Raw genomic sequence first — 17,226 nt, 5'->3', positions numbered from 1 at the left:
CGGCATGGCGAGAAGAGAACCTCGATGGCTGAGCAGTCCCAGACCCCCACCCCGCAGACCGAGGAGAGCGCACCGGGTGCGCCGAATCGGGCCTCTCGCTTTGCTTCCGACGCACTGAGCGTCCTGCGGCGCGTGCCGTTCACTTCGATCGTCGTCCTCACCATCACCGTCGTCGGGATTGCGACCGGCGCTTTGTGGAATCACGTCCGCACCTACTCGTGGTTCGACGACATCGCCTACGGAGTCCCTGCCTTGCAGGAAGGCAAGTGGTGGACACTAGTCACGGGGTGGTTCTTCGGATTGACGCCAGGTCAGTATGTTTCGATCATCATCGTTTTCGCCTTCGCGGTCGGTTGGTGCGAATGGCGCCTGGGAACCAAGAACGCGGCCATCGTCACGATCAGCGGTCAGTTGGCGGGTGAACTGGGTGCATCGCTCCTCCTCTGGGCGGGCAGCCACACCGACTGGGATTGGGCCCGCAACCTCGCCACCCACCGCGACGTCGGTGTGACCACCGCAATCATCGCCGCTCTCGCCGCAACCACGGCAACACTCCGCTCGCCCTGGCGAATGCGAGTGCGCGCCATTCTGTGTGCGTACATTGCGATCGCGTTCCTCTTCGAAGGCCGCCTCGCCGACGTGCAGCACCTCATCGCGGTCGCGATATTCCTGCCGGTGGGCGAGAAGTTCTTCGGCGACGGAGAGCGCGGGTTCATCCCCCGAACGCGACGCGAGATCCGCCTGCTCGGATTCATCGGTCTGCTCCTGATCGGCGTGGTCGAGATCGCCGTCTGGCTGTTCCCCGGAAGCGGACCGTTCGGGCCGACGGAAGCCGAAACAGGTTCGGGCTGGACCGCATTGATCGACGTGATCATCGTTGCACTGATCGCGGATCAGTTGCGACGAGGACGCCGCTGGGCCTGGTGGGTCGCCGTCGTGTTCGGTTCACTGACGGTTTTGGCCACCGCCCTCGTCCTCAGTTCGGTCATCTTCTTCGACTACGAAAGCGCCGGCGCCGTCACGGTCGGAACCGCGCTGCTCTGGCTTCTCGAACTCATCTTGTTGATCAAGGGTCGTCACGCTTTTCACGTACCGATGCGGCGCAAGATTCGAGGCGGGCCGTTGTCCGGGAACGATCCGCGCGCCGCCGCTCGGGAACTGCTCAAACAGCACGGCGGCGGAACCATGTCGTGGATGACGACGTGGGACGGCAACAATTACTTCTTCGGCGAGTCCGGTGACAGCGTCGTTGCATTCCAACGGCACGTCGGCGTCGTCGTAGTCCTGGCCGATCCGATCGCGAGCCCCGACCGACTTGCCGCAGCGGTCGACGAATTCACGACGATGTCCGAAGCCAACGGCCTCACTCCCTGCTTGTTCTCCGTGGGGAAGGAGACAGCCGATGCCGCCGCCCGGCGCGGCTGGCGCACCGTTCAGGTCGCCGAGGACACGATCGTCGACCTGCCGGAATTGCAGTTCACCGGCAAGTCTTGGCAGGACATCCGCTCGGCGCTCAACAAGGCCAAGAAGGACGAGATCACCTTTCGGATGACAACACTGGCCGACGAGCCGTTCTCCGTGCTGGCTCAGGTGCGCGCCATCTCCGAGGAATGGGTGGGCGACAAGGGACTACCCGAGATGGGGTTCACCCTCGGAAGCGTCGAGGAGGCGCTCGATCGCGACGTCCGGGTCGGTTTGGCCGTCGACCCGACCGGCAGCATTCACGGCGTCACCTCGTGGTTGCCGGTGTACGGCGAAGGCGGAGTGGTCCAGGGTTGGACGCTCGACGTCATGCGTCGACGCCCCGACGGGTTCCGTCCGGTGGTCGAGTTCCTCATCGCATCGTCGGCCCTCGAATTCAAAGAACAAGGTGCCCAATTCGTCTCACTGTCCGGAGCACCACTCGCCCGCAGCGACGACGGCGCCGACGCCGCATCCATGGACCGCCTGCTGGACATGCTCGGAGCCGCGATGGAACCGCTCTACGGCTTCCGGTCTCTTCACGCGTTCAAGAAGAAGTTCAAGCCGAGATACGAACCCGTCTTCCTGTGCTTCCGCGACGAGGCCGATCTGCCTCGGATCGGAATCGCGCTGACGCGTGCATACCTTCCCGATGCGACGGCTCCCCAGCTGATCAAGCTCGCTACCAGCAAGAGCTGACGCCGTGCGGTCCTGGTTCGAGCACACGGTCGTCGACACCGGCAGGCTCCCGCTGTTCTTCCTCCTACTCGCCTTTGTCCTGACGTTCCTGTTCATCCGCTTCAGCGTCCGGATGATCCGGGCGGAGGTCTCGTGGTGGCCAGGCAATGTCACACCCGGTGGAATGCACATCCACCACATGGTTTTCGGTTTGATGATGATGCTCGTGTCAGGCTTTGCCTTCATCGCTTTGGCCGACTATCACACCCCGATCGCCAATTGTGTTCTCGCGTCGGTGTTCGGTATCGGCAGCGCGTTGGTCCTCGACGAGTACGCGCTCGTGTTGCATCTGCGCGATGTCTACTGGGCCGAGGAAGGTCGCTCGTCCATCGACGCGGTATTCGTTGCCATCGCGATCTCGTTCCTTTTCCTTCTCGGAGTCCACCCGATCGGATTCGCGGGAGAGTTCGACCCGTACGAGCAGGACCGTAGCCTGGCGACGTTGATCAGCGTTGTCGTCGCAATCGTGATCCAACTCGGACTCGCCGTGATCACGTTGATGAAGGGCAAACTCTGGACCGGCCTGATCGGGCTGTTCTTCACCCCGCTTCTGTTGGTCGGAGCAATTCGGTTGAGTCGCCCGGGTGCGCCGTGGGCGCGCTCGCGTTACCGCGACAAGCCGGCAAAGATGAGCCGGGCAGTCGCCCGTGAGCAGCGCTATCGCGAGCCGATGATTCACGCGAAGATCTACGTTCAGGAAACGGTGTCGGGAAGTTTCGGTTCCACTCCCCCGCCCCCACCGCCGCTCCCCGTCGTCGACACCACAACCCCCACGTCGAAGGTCGGATTGTCGCGGCGGCTCTCGGACAGAATTCGCTGGCGCCGAACTCGCCGACGACTACGAACAGTCCCCGTCTGGCGCCTCCCCGTGATCCTCGTCATCCTGTCCGTCGTCACCGCCAACATCCTCGTCGGGATCGACGGAGATCTCGTCAGCGACGGCGACGTCGGTACCATTTCCGAGGGCGTGGACGCCGGGGCCACTGCGACGTTGCTCAGCGTCATCGCCGGCGGGATGATCACTCTCACCGGCCTGGTGTTCACCGCCATCACTCTCGCCATGCAGTTCGGTGCCTCGCAGATTTCGGTGCGGGTCGTCCCGATGCTCGCACAGCAGCGAGTGATGCGGTGGTCGATCGGCATGTTTCTGGCGACGTTCGTATTCTCCCTGATCATCGCGCTCGATCTGGCGCTCGATTCGGAAAATTCCTCTCCGACCATCTCCACGGCGATCGCACTGCTTCTGGCGTTGGCCAGTGCGATCCTGTTCATCGCGTTGGTGGCGAAGGTCGGGTCGATTCTCAATTCCAGTCGGTTACTGCGGTGGATAGCGGCCCAAGGTCGCAGCGCGACAATCCGCGCCTATCCGTTGTACGAGGACTTACCCTCCGGCGCACCGAAACCCAGCCGGCCACTCCCCTTGATCCAGCCGAACGAGTCCGCAAACTCCGAGAACACCGACGCACTGGTGATTCGGCTGCGCCATCTTTCTCCCAACGGCCGGATTCTGCTGGCGATCGATCTCGCACGATTGCAGCGGTTGGCCGGTCGCTGGGGCGTCGCTGTCGAGGTGGTGCCCAGCATCGGCGAGTTCGTCGCCCAGAACGCGCCCCTCTTCGAGGTTCGCGGGCCGTCGCTGAAGGTTCGTCCGGACACATTGATGTCGTGCCTGATCTTCGGCGACACGCACAGCCCGGTCGTCAGCCCCGGTGCAGCGCTGCAGTCGATCGTGGACATCGCGCTCAAGGCGCTCTCACCCGCCATCAACGATCCGGGGCGAGCCGTCCAGGCGCTCGATCACATCGAGGATCTTCTGGTGCTGCTAGCTCCGAGAGTCCGCTTCGACACGGCCACCTCGGATCTCACGCTGATCCGGGGGCAGCAACGCACGTGGGCTGACTACGTGTCGGTCGCCACCGACGAGATCCGCCACTTCAGTACCAATTCCGCACAGGTGCAGCGGCGTCTACGCGCGGTATTCGCTACCTTGCTCGAGGCCTGCCCGCCGGACCAGCACCCGCCGCTACTCGAGCGCGTCGACGCTCTCGATGCGCAGTTGACCCGAGAATGGACCGGTGCGCTCGACCTTCGGCTCGCGAGTGTGGCAGATCCACAGGGGCTGGGTTCCGAAGCCGGGGCGACCGGACGAATTCACCCGCTGATCATCGGATCCACGAAACTTCCGGACGATCGTTCACCCGGGCAGACCGAGTCGAGTTCCCAGCCAACCTAATTGACTCGCCAAACCGGCGGACCATACCTGGAAGCTGTGTCCACCGTCGACCTCGGCGTATTGGACGTCCATCCCCGCAGCCTTCGCCGCTTCGTAGAGCGTCTGAAGACCTGGGCGGTAGTCGTTGTCCTGCTTACCGACGACAAACACTCCGGCGCTGTCGGGGAACTTCTTCTCCCGGAGCAGATCCTGCGGATTCACTGCCACGAACGCGGCTTCGTTGCCGCCGAACGCGGCATCGACCGTCTGCTTCCGGTCACCGAGGGTGGGCTCGATCTGACCGGAGAGGTCCAGGAAAGTCGGATACACGGCGGGGAAGTTCGTCGCCATCTGGAATGCGCAGGTACCGCCGTAGGAAAGGCCCCCGATAGCCCACCTTCTCGGATCGGGATCCACCTGAAGGTTCCCGCGGACCCAGTCGGGAACATCACGCGAAAGGTACGTCGCGACGTTCCCGAGTTGGGAATCGACGCAGAGCGGATTCGCCAGTTCCGATCCGGTCCCGTCAGCTACGACGACGACGGGAGCCAAGCCCGAATGCGCAGCGGCGTAGGCGTCCATCGTCTGGACGAGGCGGCCGCCCTGTAGCCAGTCCTCGGGCGCGCCTGGTTGACCGGCAAGCAGTACCAACACCGGCAACTCCGGTCGCGGGTTGGTGAAATACGCGGGCGGTAGGTAGATCTCGGCGTCGCGGGCGCTGAATCCGGAGACCGTCCCCGCAATCGTGACCGTGCTGACCTTGCCGGCCGACGGCATGTCCGCTGGAGCCTTCCATTGCGAAACCGGTACCGCCCCGTCCTTACCGTCGTCCAGGTCGGCGAGCGAAACCTTCTCCGCGTCCGAGAGTCCCAGCGCTGTTCCCAACGTCGGATACGACTGGAACTGCAGATTCACGTGAGCCGCGCTCGACACGACCACCAGCAGCACGGAGACCACGGTGAGCACGCGGCCGTCGATTCGCGTCGCCGCGAAGATCCTCGAAACACCCAGCAGCACGGCCAGAATGCCCAGCCCGATCCACACGTAGACCGGACGGGCAATCGGATCCGGGAACGGATGCCACACCTTCTCGATCAGCCAGTACAGCACCAGGGTTATCCCGATTGCCGCGACGATGCAGACGGGAATCGAAATCAGGACGTGACGCCTCGACCTCGAAAACATGAGCCACAGTAGTGCCAGAATTCCGAGCACCGTCACCACGGGTGGGACGGGGCCCGTGACCAGCGACAGATCCGTGATCTTGTGCACGTCGTCTCCCGTCGCAGCCCTGCCTAGACAATATCCAAGAACAGGACATTTCGGAGCTGATGGCCTCAGATCACCGCGTTCGACGCCTGTGCACGCAGATCCCGGGCCAGGTGATCTCGCCGCTCGAGAACCAGCCTCCGCAGCGACGCGGGCGCACCTTCATTGGCCTGGATCCAGGCATCGACCGCAGAAGTATCTTCGGCTGCCGGAAAGAGCCCGTTCACCAACCGTCGCGCAATCTCGATGCTGCGTTCCGACCACCACTTCCCCAGAGACGAGAAGTACTCGTCCGCATATCCCTCGATCAATGACGCGTCCGTGCCCGAACGGAATCCGGCAATCGTCGCATCCAGGCGGTCGTTGGAGAGTGAGCCGTCAGTGGTCGCCGACGCCCAGGCAGCCGCCTTGGTCGCGGCATCGGGAATCGACGCCACAGCGCGGACGTACGCCGTTCGACCCGCCGACGTGCTGTCCTTGCTCAGCTCACCGTCGAAGTCGCTCACACTCGCATGGCCGATCGCCGACAGGGCGATCCACAATGCCCACCGCAGATCAGGATCGAGAGCCAGTCCGACCGGCCCCGGGCAGTTGCCGTCGAGTATCGACCGCAACTCGTCGGCGCGAGCATCGTTGACCGCTGCAGCGGCCGACAGAGCCCGTGCCCATGCCAGCTGTCTTCCGGACTCCGGTTCGGCTTCGAACACCGCCTTCCAGGTCGTTTCCAACCAGCCTGCACTTACATTGGGCCGCAAGCTTTTCGGAACGTAGTGAAGAACCGCGTAGTGGGCATCGGTCAGGATCGAGCTGAGAATTGCAAGATCTGTCTCAGCGGGAGCGAATCGTTCCACCATGTCGAGGTACCGGAACACCGAGAGCTGCGCATCACGCACCGAGTTCCACAGCGACGACCAGATCACCCCGCGCGCAAGCGGATCGCTCACGCGGTCCAGTGATGTCTCGACCGTGGACAGAGATTCCGCGTCCAATCGCACCTTCGCGTACGTGAGGTCTTCGTCGTTGAGCAGTGTGAGCGCTCCGGGCGGAAGATTGACAGACGTCCGGGATTCGGTGATGTCGAGTTCGACGCGTTCGGTGCGAACAAGATCTCCGGACTCGTTGTAGTCGTAGATTCCGACTGCGAGCCGATGCGGCCTCGGGTCCGTCTGGACCACATCGGTTCCGTCGAGCGACAGCGTGGACACCCCGGTGGTCTGCAACCAGATTCGGGCCCATTCGCGCACATCGCGCCCGGAAGTCTCCGCGAGCACATCGAGCAGATCGACCAGCGTGGTGTTCCCGTACGCGTGAGCCTTGAAGTACCGGCGTGCCGCTTCGAAGAACGCGTCACGCCCGACGAACGCCACAAGTTGTTTGAGGACACTGGCACCCTTGGCATAGGTGATTCCGTCGAAGTTCAGCTTCGCGGCTTCGAGATCGACGATGTCGGCGACGATGGGATGCGTGGTCGGCAGCTGATCTTGGAGGTACGCCCACGCCTTCCGCTTGATGGCAAAGGCGACCCAGGCATCGGTGAAGCGAGTGGCTTCGGCGCTGACCAGCGATCCCATGAAATCGGCGAAAGATTCCTTGAGCCACAGGTCGTCCCACCAGACCATGGTCACGAGATCGCCGAACCACATGTGCGCCATTTCGTGCAGGATCGTGTTTGCGCGACGCTGATGCTGCTCGTCGGTTGCGGTGCCGCGGAACACGTATGCCTCGGTGAAGGTCACCAGGCCCGGGTTCTCCATGGCGCCGAGGTTGTACTCGGGGACAAAGATCTGGTCGTACTTACCGAACGGATACGGATAGTCGAAGTGCTCGGCGTAGAAGTCCAGCCCCTGACGGGTGATGTCGAAAACGTTGTCTGCATCGAGATGAGGAGCCAACGACGCCCGGCACAAAGCGCCCAACTCGACAGTGAGTTCGCCGCGACTCCACGACGAGGCCACGCGGTGATACGGCCCGGCCGCGATCGCGGTGATGTAAGTCGAGATCGGCAGCGTCGGTGCGAAAATGACGCGTTGCGCACCGTCGACGGAGAGAGTCTGTGTCGCGGGCTGATTCGACAGGACTTCCCAGCCGTCAGGTGCTGTCACCTCGAATGTGAAGGGCGCCTTGAGGTCCGGCTGCTCGAAGCAGGCGAAAACACGTCTGGCATCGGCGGGCTCGTATTGCGTGTACAGATACGTCTGATCGTCGGCGTCGTCGACAAATCGGTGCAGCCCTTCGCCGGAACGGCTGTAGTGGCCGTGTGCTGCCACCCGAACGACGTTCGATCCGCCGAGTCCGCGCAGCACAATCCGGGATCCGTCGTACTCCACCGGAATCGACGCACCGTCGACCTCTACGGAATCGACTGCAGCACCGATGAAGTCGAGCCACGTGGACTCCGCCGACGACGTCAGATCAATTGTCGTGACGGTCGAAAAGGTCTTCGAGGCGGGGTCCGCCGCCGATCGCAGATCCAACTCCACCCGGTACCCGGTGACGTCGATGGTTCGAGATCGTTCGGCGACTTCGCTTCGATTCAGGTTCGCAGTACTCACGCACTCGATCCTGCCAGGCCGCGCGCGGCGATGTGAGCCGCAGTGTGCCTATCCCTTGAAAGCGCCCTGCCAGACGGTGTCGAACGGCGTGTGTGCCGAGACGCGGCCTTCGATGCCCGCAGTGACGAACTTCTTGGCCAGAGCGACGGCTTCTCCCACGTCGGCGCCCTTTGCCAGTTCGGCGGTCACCGCGGCGGCCAGCGTGCAACCGGCGCCCGAGACGCGCTCTTCGCCGACCTTGGGGGCGGAGAGAACCGTCACGTCGGTCCCGTCGAACAACACGTCGACAGCGTCGCCACCGGCAAGTTCGACCCCGCCCTTTGCGAGCACGTACTTGGGTCCCAGGTCGTGGATACGACGTGCGGCTTCGATGAGCTCGTCGACGCTCTCGATGCTGTCCATTCCGGCGAGGGTGCGTGCCTCGAACAGGTTGGGTGTGACGACAGTGGCAAGCGGCAGGATCGAATCACGAAGTGCCGTATCGGTATCGAGAGCCGCACCGGGCTCCTGGCCCTTGCAGATCAGGACCGGGTCGAGGACGACGTGGCGCCAGGACTGCCGACGCAATCCCTCTGCCACAACCTCGATGGTGGCGGGCGTGCCCAACATACCGATCTTGACGACGTCCAGATCGTGAGCCGCAGTGGCAGCCTCGATCTGATCAGCGATCACGTCAGGAGCGATGGGCACGAAGCGATGACCCCAGTTGTTCTTGGGATCGAACGAGACGATGCACGTGGTGGTCGCTACGCCGTAGACGTCCAATGCCTGGAACGTCTTCAGGTCGACCTGCAGGCCGGCACCGCCAGTCGCTTCGGACCCAGCGATGACATAGGCGAGGTCAACCACAGCACAATCTCCTTCTTCGGACTTTCGAAACGCGCGTGGATGGCCACGAACGCGGGGCCCAGTTTATCAACCGGCCCGACGTCGAGTTTTCGCCTATGCGGCCACCGGGGTCCCCCACGCGACGTCGTTGTCCTCGTACCCGAACGGCGGACCGACGAATTCGCCACCACAGGTGATCAGAGCGATGGTCTCGGGTCCGTCGAGAGTGTTCAATCGCTCGACCGGCAGCTCGCCGTCCTTGCCGTAGTGATCGACCGTATCGATGCGGTAGTTCCAGACTTGTCCCCCGGCGCCCGTAACGGTCACGATCGAGCCGATGTCCAAGGTGGAGAACTTCTTCCCGAAACCGTCGCCTTGATAGATGTCGTTGATGTGGCCGGTGATCACCACGGTGCCCGCGCCGGAGCCGGGAAAGGCCGAGTCCGCCCACCACCCGATCTCGTTGACGTCCTCTGGCGGAACGAGCGAGCCGTCCGTCGTCGTTTTGATCGGCAGGATGTCAGCGGTGCTGTCGCCTATGCGCAGCGTGCTCGGGACATCCGGACTGTCGACTGCGGCGCGAACTGCCGGCGGCAAATCTTCCTGGCCGGTCGCGAGGACTCGAGTCGGCGAGTTCCCGTCGTCGGAACATCCGCCGACCAGAAACATCGTTGCCACTGCCGCAGCGACGCATATCCGACGGATCACAGATCCGTGTGTCGCTGTCACGGACGAGAAATCGGGCCGGACGGGACCTGGGAAATCGGAACGCGGTTTCCGACGTCGCGACCGGGAAGCGCGCCTCCGTTGTCCCCGACGCCCCCGCCGGAACCGTTGTCGCCGTCACCACCGCCGTTCCCGCCACCGCCGTTCCCGCCACCGCCTGGGCCTGGGCCTGGGCCGGGACCAGGGCATTCACCTTCCGGATCGGTAGTGTCGCCGCTCAAAACAATCTTGACCGCAGAGAGGTTGACTGTCCGATTCTGGGCTACCTGGCCCGGAGTGGCGACATCGAAGGCGAGCTTGGCACGTACGGGGATGACCGAACCGTCGTCAGCGTCGGTGACCGTTGATCCTGACCGGCCGAGATCTTGGGTCAACGTCATTCTGGAGATCAAATCCTGATCTCCGGTCAAGCCGGCGCCGTCGATCCGAAGCGTGCCTCGGACGGGGCTACCGTGGGCTCTGATCGTCACCGACGCGCGAAACTCGAGGATGTCTCCGGGCACGGTTCTCCATGCCTCGATCGAGTTGATTTTCGTTCCCGGTGAACCAGTCGAGATGTCGTACCAACCGTCGATCACGGCCGGATCGAGTGACATCGAATTTTCGTTGATTTCCGAGTTGCACGCGCGGGTGAGCGCGACGGGGGCAGCCGATCCCACCGCGGGGAGTGCTGTCGGCACAACGGTCGCCAAGACGAAGGCCGTCGCGGTGATGCCCGCGGTACGCCTGCCGAAGATCGTCATTCTCTCGCTACTCTTTTCCGCGGACCGTAGCTTCCGGTCAATACAGTCAAAATACCAGTACAGCTGGACAAATAGGTCGAATTCCGTGCCGAATTCTTCTTGTTTTCTGTGAACTTCGGTTACGAGCAATTCCTCCGCACACGCGTTCCGGCAAGGGATACATCGCATCCACAGGGGCCAGAAGTTACATTTCACCCGCACATCGGAGCAGGACGCACTGATTTCTCACCGCATTGGACAGGTATTTCCGTTTCATAGCGGTCAGCCGGTGGAACAACGATCACTACAACGAGCGTGCCGGGCACGTGTCCGGTCGCCCCCACCGAATCAAGGGAAACCGTCATGTCGGATACAACGTCAGTCAAGCAGGGTTTCGCGGTAGGAACATCGATCGGGGCAGCCGTCATCTTGGTGACGGTCGGCATCGTGCAGTTCTTCCAGGGACTCGCTGCCGTCGCCGAAAACGAAGTGTTCGTAGTCGGGATCGACTACGTCTATCAATTCGACCTGACGACGTGGGGTTGGATCCATCTCGTGCTGGGCGCGCTCGTCGCTCTCGTCGGGCTCGCACTGTTCACCGGAGCGGCCTGGGCGCGAGTGTCGGCCGTCGTGATCTGCGCGATCTCGATCATCGCGAACTTTTTGTGGCTGCCGTACTACCCCTGGTGGTCGACTCTCATCATCGCGCTGAACATCGTCGTGATCTGGGCGGTGTCGACATGGAAGCCCACCCAGACGACGAACGCCACGGCGCACGCATCGTCAACGCCGACTCGATCTGCTTGAGTTGAAAGTATGTGTAGGTGGATGGCGTATTCGGGAGAACCGATACTCGCCCATGACCTGCTGTTCAGGCCACAGCACTCGCTGATCGACCAGAGCCTGCATTCTCAACTCGGGGCCACGACGACAAATGGCGACGGCTTCGGAATCGGCTGGTACGGGGAAGGCCCACAACCGGCAGTGTTCAAGAGCATCGAACCCGCGTGGAACGACTCGAACCTGCGCGAGGTCACCTCCCAATTGCGTACCCCTCTGCTGTTCGCCCACATACGCGCCTCGACGGGAACTGCAGTGCAGCGCAGCAACTGCCACCCGTTCCGGCACCGGCGGTGGTTGTGGATGCACAACGGTTCACTACACGGATTCCACGACATGAAACGGGAATTGGTGACTGCCATTGATCCGTCGCTCTTTCCGGATCTCGAAGGATCGACGGACTCGGAAACTCTGTTCTTCCTCGCGCTGACGTTCGGCCTGACCGACGATCCGTTCGAAGGTGTCGCGAGGGCCGTCGGATTCGTCGAGCACACGGCTCGCTCTCAGGGAATCGACAATCCGGTTCAGATGACCGTCGCCACGTCGGATGGCATCTCCACCTGGATCTTTCGCTATTCCAGCGAGCACCAGTCGAGGTCGTTGTTCTTCTCCACCGAGATTTCCACGCTGCGCAAGCTCCATCCAGAGGTAGAAGCCCTGCACCATCTGAGCGAGGAGACCCGAATCGTCGTCTCCGAGCCTCTGCGCGACCTTCCTGGCGCCTGGAACGAGGTTCCCGAATCCGCCGCAGGCGTCATCCGGCCCGGACGGGACGAGATGCGGACCTTTGTGCCGATCCCACCCAGATAGGTAAAGCGGGTAAAGACCTGCTGTTGCGCCGCATTCTCGAGTCGGATGGGTCAAGATGGCGTAATGTGGAAACAGGCACTCGGGTTTGCTTTGTTCGGGGCGACCGTCGCCTTGGTCGCCGCGTCGCTGACACAGGGGTCTTTACAGGCGTCGGCCACGATCACACTTTTTTCGGGTGGCACGACAATCTCGGGCTTCGCCGGTGAATCACAATGGAACTGGTCGATAGACGCTGCGGTGATCGGCGCCCTTCTGGGCGCGCTGACCGGGTTCGTGCTCCGCCTCGCGGGCGTGCGAATCTCCGGAGGCCAAGACAATCGACTGGTTCGAACTGTGGTGGCAGGCCTCGCAGGCGTCACGCTTGGGCTGACGCCCCTGTTGGTCTTGATCGGCATGGCATTCACCGGGTCGGTTGATATGGGATGGTCCCCGCTCCTGGTCTACGCCGTCAGCGGTCTTCTGGCCTATGGCCTTTCGGTCGCCGCCGTGTTCGGAGTTCTTCGCGCTGCCGGGGATCGACTTACTGTTCGCACCACACGAGCGGTGGCGGTGATACTTCCGGTAGGGGCGTTGGCGGCGACTGCTGCAGGCGTCGGTACTGCGTGGAAGCTGGGCTTCTCCACCGCCGCTCCCACCTGGATTGCAGTCATACTGCTGGTGGTGCTCGTATTGGCCGTGACGTTCGTTGCGGCCCGGGCGTGGGCTCTACGGATGCAGCCTCACGACTTACCAGAAGTCGTATAAGCAGTGGACCGGTTGATTCCGACGGGCGCATCGAGATGAGGGGCGAGCGAATCTTCGCGGGACTCGTCGTCGGCCTTCTGCTCGGGCTGTTCGGCTATCTGCCGTTGGTACTCCTGTGGCAACACGTCGCAGATGTCCCGCAGCCGCAGCTTTATCCGAACCGTTCGTTCACGTCGTTCGGCCCCAACCCCCCACCGCTCACCTACTGGATAAGTTGGGCGGCGCCTGCCGCCGTGTTCGTCATTCTCGGACTTATGACTATTCCCAGCCGCATCGGCAGGCAATTCGCGTTGCCATTGGTGCTCGCGTTCCTTTCTGTGGCGGCAATGGTGGCGTGGTTCTGGATCTCGATGGAACTGTTCTTCAGCCCCGACTGATCACTCACTCGGCTGCGTATCGCGAACCCCACTGCGCGCACGCGCAATGGCGCCCTTGTTGCGCAATGCGATCCCCTGATGCACCGCAGCAAGTACCAATGCCAGCACTGCAGCAGGGAGGCTCCCCACCATCGACAGCAGAGAAGGCATATCAGAGCTGAAAGCTGCAAAGAAACCCAATACTGCAGCGCAAAGCATTGTCGCCGAGACGATCCAGGAAACTAATGGTCGTGGGATCACGGCTGGAATAACGCACAGAGCCACCGGCAACGCCAGCACCAAGAAGAGCTCCCGCCCGAAATAGTCGTGAATCGAGCGGTAACAATCGGCAGAACTGAGCGGGCCGAGGCCTATTTCGCAATCGGTGATCTCGTACAGCGGCCACTGTGCCGTCGCGGATCCCAGAATCCCGGTGGCGACCGCCAATACAACCCACGCGATCCGAATCCCAATCATACGAAGAGATCATGCCAGTAGGCGAAATTGCGCTCCGGAGAAGAAAGCGATTACAACTCGAAAGGGGCGGAGATTACCTCTCGCGGTGGGACCGTTCCCAACGCGAGCGGCACACCATGTTCGGCGTGCTCAACTCGCGGGTTGGGTATCGAGCCTGATCGGGACACTCCGCGTCGTCGACCACTTATGGGGGGCAGCACCTCTTCTGAGCCCGGGTATCTCCGTCGCTAAACTCGCAGCAGTCAACGGCCTGCCGAGTTTGATTGTCACCCTTATGCACAATCGACGTTCGCAAAAGGCTTGAAGTTTTCGACCACGTTTTGTGGAAGGGTGCTTGCATGGCAACACAACCGCATGGCCAGTCGATAACCCCCGCGTGGAAAGTATTCACGGCCATCGTTTTTGCAGGTGTTGTGGGCGGTGCCGTGACGTACTTCCGAGACGGGTCCACTTTGGCGATTATTGGCGGGATGGTCATCCTCGCGATTGGTCTGCCGCTTACTGTCTGGTCCATCCTGCGAATGCTGCGTGAGAATCGAGGACATCGCCTTCATTGGTGGAGAACACCGCCGGTCAATCCAAGGAACGTCGACCTGTCTCGTGCCGTCGGCATTCCGACTACAATTTTCGGTGCATTGACCATCTGGCTGAATACAGCAGGTTCGGCGCCCTGGTGGGTGGCAGCAATCTTTAGCGCCATTCTGATCGCGCTCTTCGGAGCAATCGTTGCCGTCCACAATATTCGCCTCAGTCAGCGAACCTGAGCTAGCCTTCCGCCCATGCCGGTTTCTGCGGATGTTCGCGAACACCTTCGGTCTTACCTGGGTCCAGACGACGAGATCCGGTACGTATTTCCAGCGGACGTTCTGATGAGCGCGAAACCGAGTGTGTTTGTCGTGGTAAGCCGAAAGGCGATCACCGTGTTCTCGACGAGCTTTCGGTCCAGAAAAGTGCCGAGGTCGATCCTCACCCAGTTTCCGAGAATGACCGTCCTCGGCCCGGTCGATACTGCGTCCACGCCGCACTTCACTGCGGCGGGCATAACGTACGAGATCGACGAAGAATATGTTGCAGTCGTGAACGCTGCCGACGCGGAGATCACGTCACCGCAGGACTTCCCGCATGATCCGTTGCCGAACCTTTGAAGGCACAAACAAAAAGGCAGTTTCTCATCTCTGAGAAACTGCCTTTTTGATCTAACTTCGGTCGGGCTGACAGGATTTGAACCTGCGACCACTTGACCCCCAGTCAAGTGCGCTACCAAGCTGCGCCACAGCCCGTCCCACGCCCTTGTTTCGGGCGCTTGGAAAGATTACATCAGGGACGGGCCGAAGTACCAATCGGCTGGTCAGAGCCGTTTCAGTACCAAATTGGACGCAGAATCAGCGGCCCTTACGGTCACGCTTCTCGCGCACTCGCACGGATACGCGGATCGGGCTGCCATCGAAGTTGAACTCTTCACGCAGACGCCGCTCGATGAAGCGGCGGTAGCCGGCCTCGAGGAAGCCCGTGGTGAAGAGAACGAATGTCGGCGGGCGCGTGCTTGCCTGCGTCGCGAACATGATGCGAGGAAGGCGACCACCACGCATCGGAGGCGGCGTTGCTGCCACAACTTCCTTGAGCCAGGTGTTCAGGCGACCCGTGGGGATGCGCTTGTCCCAGGACTCCAGAGCCGTGTCGAGAGCCGGCACGAGCTTCGCCACGGCGCGACCGGTGTGGGCGGAGATGTTGACTCGCTGAGCCCACGGAACGCGGACCAGATCGCGGTCCACTTCCTTGTCCAGCATGAGTCGACGGTCCTCGTCCACGAGGTCCCACTTGTTGAATGCGATCACCAATGCACGACCCGTGTCGGCCACCATGCTCAGAACACGCAGGTCCTGCTCGGTGATCGGCTCGTGCGCGTCGATCAGCAGGATCGCAACCTCAGCGGCCTCGATCGCGCTCTTCGTACGCAGCGACGCATAGAACTCCGCGCCGCTGGCATGGCTGACGCGCTTGCGCAGACCAGCCGTGTCGACGAAACGCCAAGGGCGCCCGCCGAGTTCGACGATGGAGTCGACCGGGTCGACGGTGGTGCCGGCAACATTGTGCACGACGGACCGCTCGTCACCGGACAGCTTGTTGAGCAAGCTGGACTTTCCGACGTTCGGCTTTCCGACGAGAGCAACACGACGCGGGCCGCCGCCGGGGATACCTTCACGCGGGGTTTCCGGCAGCTTCTCGAGAACCTCGTCGAGCAGGTCGCCGGTACCGCGTCCGTGCGTCGCACTCACGGAGTACGGCTGACCGAGGCCCAAGGACCACAGTGCTGCAACCTCGGACTCGGTGCGTCCGTCGTCCACCTTGTTGGCAACGAGGATGACCGGAGTCTTCGAGCGGCGAAGCACTCGAGCGACCGCTTCGTCCGTCGCCGTAGCGCCGACAACGGCGTCGACGACCAGGAGAATGGCGTCAGCCGTTCCCATGGCCAACTCGGCCTGACGGGCAACGGCCTGCTGAAGGCCCTTTGCGTCGGGTTCCCATCCGCCGGTGTCCTGGACGAGGAAGCGTCGTCCGGCCCAGTTCGCCTCATACGAGACGCGGTCACGAGTGACGCCGGGGATGTCCTCGACTACCGCTTCACGACGGCCGATGATGCGGTTGACGAGCGTCGACTTGCCGACGTTCGGTCGACCGACAACAGCCAAGGTCGGGACGGCAATGTGCGCTTCGCCTTCGCCTTCCGCTTCGAGATCGGCGTAGTCCCACTCCGATTCCTCGGACCAAGTTCCGTCACCGGCATATTCGGTTACCAGATCGTCGCTCACTGCACTGCTCCAGTTCTGTCGCTGACCACCAACAGCAACTTGGCGATCACATCTTCAATTCCCAATTCGCTCGTATCCACCAGAATGGAATCCTCGGCAGGGCGCAACGGCGACACTGCCCGAGTCGAATCGAGATGGTCACGGCGCTGCACATCAGCCAGCACCGCTTCGTAATTGTCTTCACGGCCTTGGCCGATATTCTGCGTATTGCGCCGTGCCGCACGGGTTTCCGCCGATGCGGTCAAGAAGATCTTGACGTCTGCATCGGGGAGTACGACGGTTCCGATGTCGCGACCTTCCACGACGATCCGCTCCGCACTGGCCGCCAACTCACGCTGAGTGGCGACCAGCAGGTCGCGAACCTCGGGTACGGCCGACACCGCGGAGACAGCCTTGGTTACCGCGTCGCCGCGGATCTCCTCGCTGACGTCCGCGCCGTCGAGATGCACCTGCTCGCTGCTCGGATCGGTACCGATGGACCACGGCAACGCCGCAACGGCGGCCGTGATCGCGGCGGAATCCGCCAGATCGATTCCCTGACGCAGCACGTGCAGGGTCGCGATCCGGTAGATGGCTCCGGTGTCGAGGTAGCGAGCGCCCAAACGCTGCGCCAACGCGCGAGAGACGCTGGACTTGCCGGTTCCGGACGGTCCGTCCATAGCGACTACCAGCGGCATGGAC

The 17,226-nt window shown here is 62.3% G+C and carries 16 protein-coding genes and 1 tRNA gene; 8 read left to right on the top strand and 9 right to left on the bottom strand.

What is annotated here, in order from left to right:
• Positions 1-24: 24 nt before the first annotated feature.
• Both ACFQ6H_RS20605 and ACFQ6H_RS20600 read left to right on the top strand, forming a co-directional pair.
• Complete coding sequence (locus ACFQ6H_RS20605; protein ID WP_378648256.1) at positions 25-2,160, top strand: bifunctional lysylphosphatidylglycerol flippase/synthetase MprF; 2,136 nt, start codon at positions 25-27, stop codon at positions 2,158-2,160.
• A gap of 4 nt (positions 2,161-2,164) precedes the next feature.
• The gene (locus ACFQ6H_RS20600; protein ID WP_378648254.1) at positions 2,165-4,432 is read left to right on the top strand and encodes a DUF2254 family protein; all 2,268 of its coding nucleotides are present in this window, start codon (positions 2,165-2,167) and stop codon (positions 4,430-4,432) included.
• On the opposite strand, the gene ACFQ6H_RS20595 is transcribed toward ACFQ6H_RS20600, so the two are convergent.
• The 5 genes from ACFQ6H_RS20595 to ACFQ6H_RS20575 all read right to left on the bottom strand — a co-directional run bounded on the left by ACFQ6H_RS20595 (position 4,394) and on the right by ACFQ6H_RS20575 (position 10,529).
• The gene (locus ACFQ6H_RS20595) at positions 4,394-5,683 is read right to left on the bottom strand and encodes an alpha/beta hydrolase (protein WP_378648252.1); all 1,290 of its coding nucleotides are present in this window, start codon (positions 5,681-5,683) and stop codon (positions 4,394-4,396) included. The genes ACFQ6H_RS20600 and ACFQ6H_RS20595 overlap by 39 nt on opposite strands.
• A gap of 65 nt (positions 5,684-5,748) precedes the next feature.
• Positions 5,749-8,232, bottom strand: a complete 2,484-nt coding sequence (gene pepN, locus ACFQ6H_RS20590; protein WP_378648250.1) for an aminopeptidase N — start codon at positions 8,230-8,232, stop codon at positions 5,749-5,751.
• A 48-nt stretch (positions 8,233-8,280) separates the two neighbouring features.
• Entirely contained in the window at positions 8,281-9,081 is an 801-nt protein-coding gene (thiD, locus tag ACFQ6H_RS20585) for a bifunctional hydroxymethylpyrimidine kinase/phosphomethylpyrimidine kinase (RefSeq protein WP_317829079.1), read from the bottom strand.
• Between the two features lie 93 nt (positions 9,082-9,174).
• On the bottom strand, positions 9,175-9,768 hold the full coding sequence (locus tag ACFQ6H_RS20580) for a class F sortase (protein WP_378648248.1): 594 nt from the start codon (positions 9,766-9,768) through the stop codon (positions 9,175-9,177).
• 17 nt (positions 9,769-9,785) lie between these two features.
• On the bottom strand, positions 9,786-10,529 hold the full coding sequence (locus ACFQ6H_RS20575) for a hypothetical protein (RefSeq protein ID WP_378648246.1): 744 nt from the start codon (positions 10,527-10,529) through the stop codon (positions 9,786-9,788).
• 342 nt (positions 10,530-10,871) lie between these two features.
• Between ACFQ6H_RS20575 and ACFQ6H_RS20570 the strand changes: the two genes are divergently transcribed.
• The 4 genes from ACFQ6H_RS20570 (at position 10,872) to ACFQ6H_RS20555 (ending at position 13,279) form a co-directional block, all read left to right on the top strand.
• Positions 10,872-11,315, top strand: a complete 444-nt coding sequence (locus tag ACFQ6H_RS20570; RefSeq protein ID WP_165639298.1) for a hypothetical protein — start codon at positions 10,872-10,874, stop codon at positions 11,313-11,315.
• Positions 11,316-11,336: 21 nt separating this feature from the next.
• Entirely contained in the window at positions 11,337-12,158 is an 822-nt protein-coding gene (locus tag ACFQ6H_RS20565) for a class II glutamine amidotransferase (protein WP_378648244.1), read from the top strand.
• Between the two features lie 63 nt (positions 12,159-12,221).
• Positions 12,222-12,902: a hypothetical protein gene (locus ACFQ6H_RS20560; protein ID WP_378648242.1), complete on the top strand. Its 681-nt coding sequence runs from the start codon at positions 12,222-12,224 to the stop codon at positions 12,900-12,902.
• A 35-nt stretch (positions 12,903-12,937) separates the two neighbouring features.
• Complete coding sequence (locus tag ACFQ6H_RS20555) at positions 12,938-13,279, top strand: hypothetical protein (RefSeq protein WP_378648241.1); 342 nt, start codon at positions 12,938-12,940, stop codon at positions 13,277-13,279.
• On the opposite strand, the gene ACFQ6H_RS20550 is transcribed toward ACFQ6H_RS20555, so the two are convergent.
• Complete coding sequence (locus ACFQ6H_RS20550) at positions 13,280-13,735, bottom strand: hypothetical protein (protein ID WP_063316363.1); 456 nt, start codon at positions 13,733-13,735, stop codon at positions 13,280-13,282.
• A gap of 338 nt (positions 13,736-14,073) precedes the next feature.
• Here ACFQ6H_RS20550 and ACFQ6H_RS20545 point away from each other — a divergent pair, with 338 nt between their 5' ends.
• A complete protein-coding gene (locus ACFQ6H_RS20545; protein ID WP_378648239.1) occupies positions 14,074-14,499 on the top strand; it encodes a hypothetical protein in 426 nt (141 codons plus the stop codon).
• A 15-nt stretch (positions 14,500-14,514) separates the two neighbouring features.
• Positions 14,515-14,880, top strand: coding sequence for a hypothetical protein (locus ACFQ6H_RS20540; protein WP_378648237.1), 366 nt, complete (start codon positions 14,515-14,517; stop codon positions 14,878-14,880).
• A 61-nt stretch (positions 14,881-14,941) separates the two neighbouring features.
• On the opposite strand, the gene ACFQ6H_RS20535 is transcribed toward ACFQ6H_RS20540, so the two are convergent.
• The 3 genes from ACFQ6H_RS20535 to cmk form a co-directional block, all read right to left on the bottom strand.
• A tRNA-Pro gene (locus ACFQ6H_RS20535) sits at positions 14,942-15,015 on the bottom strand.
• A gap of 102 nt (positions 15,016-15,117) precedes the next feature.
• Positions 15,118-16,545, bottom strand: a complete 1,428-nt coding sequence (gene der, locus ACFQ6H_RS20530) for a ribosome biogenesis GTPase Der (RefSeq protein ID WP_007731884.1) — start codon at positions 16,543-16,545, stop codon at positions 15,118-15,120.
• Positions 16,542-17,222 (bottom strand): (d)CMP kinase, encoded by a 681-nt coding sequence (cmk, locus tag ACFQ6H_RS20525; RefSeq protein WP_322003065.1) that lies wholly within the window; start codon positions 17,220-17,222, stop codon positions 16,542-16,544. Before cmk ends, der begins: the two co-directional genes overlap by 4 nt.
• Positions 17,223-17,226: the final 4 nt, after the last annotated feature.

Source organism: Rhodococcus sp. NPDC056506, from assembly GCF_042794945.1.
Lineage (GTDB): Bacteria > Actinomycetota > Actinomycetes > Mycobacteriales > Mycobacteriaceae > Rhodococcus_F.
This window is presented reverse-complemented; position numbering and strand designations above follow the sequence as displayed.